The following is a 3,499-nucleotide window of genomic DNA, read 5'->3' on the forward strand; positions in this document are numbered from 1 at the left end:
CCCCCGCCCCGGTCGCCGCGCCCGCGCCCCGCTACCTGGACGGCCTGGGCCATACGCCCGAACAGCAGAAGCTGCTGGGTGAAGTGAGCCGCGCGCTGGAGGCGTACGAAGCGGAGTCGCGCGACTTCCACCGTGAGGTGAAGCAGCTGGTGGAGCGCCGCTACGCGCAGAAGCGCGCCGCGCTCTCCGGCTCCTACGAGAAGTCCCTCACCACGCTGGAGTCGCAGGAGCGCACCCACCGGCTGGACGCCATCTCCCGCTTCGAGGAGTTCCTCCGCCGCTACCCGAACGAGCCTCGCGCCACGCCGGACGTCACGTTCCGTCTGGCGGAGCTGTACTACGAGCGCTCGGCGGATGAGCACCAGCTCGCGCGCAAGGACTACACGGACCGCGTGCGGGCGATGTCGGACGAAGCGATGGCGGACCTGCCGCCGGAGCCGGAGGTGGACTTCAACCCGTCCATCGGGCTGTACCGCCGGCTGCTCGCGCAGTTCCCGGACTACAAGCTCAACGACGGCTCCCTGTACCTGCTGGCCTACTGCCTGTCCGAACAGCACAAGGACGAGGAGAGCCTCGCCACCTACCAGCAGCTCACCACGCGCTACCCCAACAGCCGCTTCGCCACCGACGCGTGGACGCGCATCGGCGAGTACTGGTTCGAGGACGACACGGATCCCGCGGCGCTGCGCAAGGCCGCCGACGCGTACACCGCCGCCACGCGCGACACGGAGCACCGGTTCTACGACAAGGCCCGCTACAAGCTCGCCTGGACGTACTACCGGATGGACTGGTTCGAGGAGTCCGTGGACAGCTTCCTGCTCCTGCTGGACCACTACCAGTCACACCAGCAATCCGGTGACAAGAAGGACGAGGGCGACCTGCGCACGGAGGCGCTCCAGTACATCGCGCTGTCGCTGGCCGACGAGAACTGGGGCGGCATGGCCCGGGCCCGCGACCTCTTCGCGAAGCGCGGCGGGCGCCCCTACGAGGCGGAGGTGTACCGCCGCCTGGGCAACGTCTACTTCGAGCAGGTGCGCAACGCGGACGCCATCGCCGCGTATCAGCAGGTGCTGGCCACGGATCCGCTGGCCGCGGACGCGCCGCGCCTCCAGCAGCGCGTCGTCCAGGCCTACGAGCGCGACCGGCGCATGGACCTGTACGCGCTCGAGTCGGAGAAGCTGGCCAACAGCTACCTGCCCGGCGGCGCGTGGTACGAGAAGAACAAGAACGACACCAACGCGCTGTCCAACGCGCAGACGCTCGCCGAACAGAGCCTGTTCTCCGCCGCCTCCTACCAGCACCAGCAGGCGCAGGTGTTCCAGAAGGAGGGCAAGGCCGACCAGGCCCAGGCCACCTACGCCGCCGCCGCTCGCGCGTACGGCACGTACCTGGAGCGCTTCCCGCGCAGCAAGAACGCGTACGCGATGCGCTTCTTCTACGCGGAGAGCCTCTTCAACTCCGCCCAGTTCGACGCGGCGGCGCGCTCCTATGAGCTGGTGCGTGACTCCAACCAGGACGACACCTACCGCCACGTGTCCGCGCACAACGCGGTGCTCGCGTGGAAGGAGCAGCTCGTCCGGGAGGTGAAGGAGGGTCGCGTGCCGGAGCGCAAGCCGCTGCGCGCCTCCGAGCGTCCGAAGGACAGCGCGCACGCACCCGTGGCCCTGGCGGACACGGAGGCCCGGCTGGTCAAGGCGTCCGATGCCTACGTCGCCCTGCTGCCGAAGGAGGAGGCCGCGCCGGCCATCGCCTACCAGGCCGCGGAGCTGTTCTACACGCACGACGACTTCGCCCAGGCCCGGCCGCGCTTCGAGCAGGTGATCCAGACGTACCCGAAGCACGCGGTGGCCGGCTACGCCACCAACCTCATCATCGAATCCTTCCTCGTGGACCAGGACTGGAAGAGCGTGGAGGAGGTCAGCGCGCGGCTCGCCAGCAACGCGCAGGTGGTGGAGCCCGACAGCGACCAGCACCGCGAGCTGATGCGCTTCAAGCTCGCCGGGCGCTTCAACCTGGCCGAGCAGTTGGCGGCGCAGAAGCGCCACGAAGAGGCGGCGAAGAAGTACCTCCAGCTGGTGGACGAGGCCCCTCGCCACGAGTTCGCCGACAAGGCGCTCAACAACGCGGCGGTGGCCTACGAGGAGCTGCGCCGGTTCGACTCGGCGATGAAGCTCTACGAGCGCGTGTACCGCGACTACCCGAAGTCGCCGTGGGCGCACACCGCCCTGTTCCGCGTGGCCATCAACGCGCACAAGTCCTACGACTTCGACAAGGCCGTCACCAGCTACCAGAAGCTGGTGAAGGACTACCCGGCGGCGGAGGAGCGGGAAGCGGCGCTCTTCAACGCGGCGGCCCTGCTCGAAGGCCAGCAGCGCTACGCGGAGGCCGCGGCCGCCTTCCAGCGCTGCGTGGAGCTGTTCCCCAACAGCAAGAACGCGCCGGAGAACCAGTACCGCGCGGCCCGCATCCTGGAGCGGCAGGGCGACACGAAGGGCGAAATCAAGGCGCTGGAGGCGTTCGTCCGCAAGTTCGCGAGCAAGCCCGACCAGGCGGAGCTGGTGGTGGACGCGAAGCGACGCATGGGCAATGCGTGGGCGAAGCGGGGCAACGCGAAGGAGGCCCAGCGCGCCTATGCCGCCGCGGCCGACGAGTTCGACCGGCGCCGCCTCAAGCCCGAAACCCAGCTGCGCGCCGCCGAGGCCGCCGCCTACAGCCGCTTCCAGCAGGCGGAGGCCGTGTTCCAGCGGTTCGACGCGCTGAAGATCACCGGTGCGGGCAAGGCCATGGAGAAGAGCTTCAACAAGAAGACGGAGGCCCTCAAGTCGGTGAACGAGGCGTACGCGAAGGTGCTTCCGTACAAGCAGCTGGAGTGGTCGCTGGCCGCGTTCTTCCGGCAGGGGTACGCCCTGGAGCGCTTCGGCAACACGCTCTTGGAGGCCCCGGTGCCGCCCGAGGTGAAGCGCCTGGGTGACGAGGCCGTGACCGCGTACCAGGGGATCCTCACCGACCGCACCGTCGCGCTGGAGGACCGCGCGGTGCAGAGCTACGCGGACACGCTCAAGGAAGCGCGCAAGTACCGCATCTCCAACGAGTGGACCCGCCGCACGCTCGAAGCGCTCAACCGCTTCCGGCCCAAGGAGTATCCGGTCCTCAAGGAAGCCAAGGGCGCCATCGCGCTGGAGACCGTGTACCCGGATGGCCTCGTGGGCAGCCTCACCCCGCCGCCCGTGGCCCCCGTGAGCGGCAACCCCGACCAGGCCCCCCGGCTGACGGAAGAAGGCGCGCGATGATCCACGCCCGGCACTTCGCGCTCACCGGCCTCGCGCTCTGGCTGTCCGCCTGCACCTCCGGCCCCGAGACGCGAAAGGACCCCACGCTCACCGGACCCGCGACAGGCCCCGTCGCGAGCACGAGCACGACCGACAAGTCCGAGCAGAAACCCCAGGTCGACGCGCCCGCGGCGCCCAGGTCGACCGCGGGACAGGAGAAGGACTTCACG

General features: G+C 69.4%; 1 protein-coding gene and 1 pseudogene. Both read left to right on the forward strand.

Features of this window, described 5'->3' with window-relative positions:
* Nucleotides 1–3,290 (forward strand): tetratricopeptide repeat protein (locus tag D7Y13_RS39945; RefSeq protein ID WP_233596022.1); only part of this gene is annotated, 3,290 nt, incomplete at its 5' end.
* Nucleotides 3,287–3,499, forward strand: a pseudogene (locus D7Y13_RS39950) (tetratricopeptide repeat protein); the annotation flags it as partial. The gene D7Y13_RS39945 and the pseudogene D7Y13_RS39950, both read left to right, overlap by 4 nt.

Origin of the sequence: Corallococcus praedator, assembly GCF_003612125.1 — a bacterium.
In the GTDB taxonomy this organism is placed as follows: Bacteria; Myxococcota; Myxococcia; order Myxococcales; family Myxococcaceae; genus Corallococcus; species Corallococcus praedator.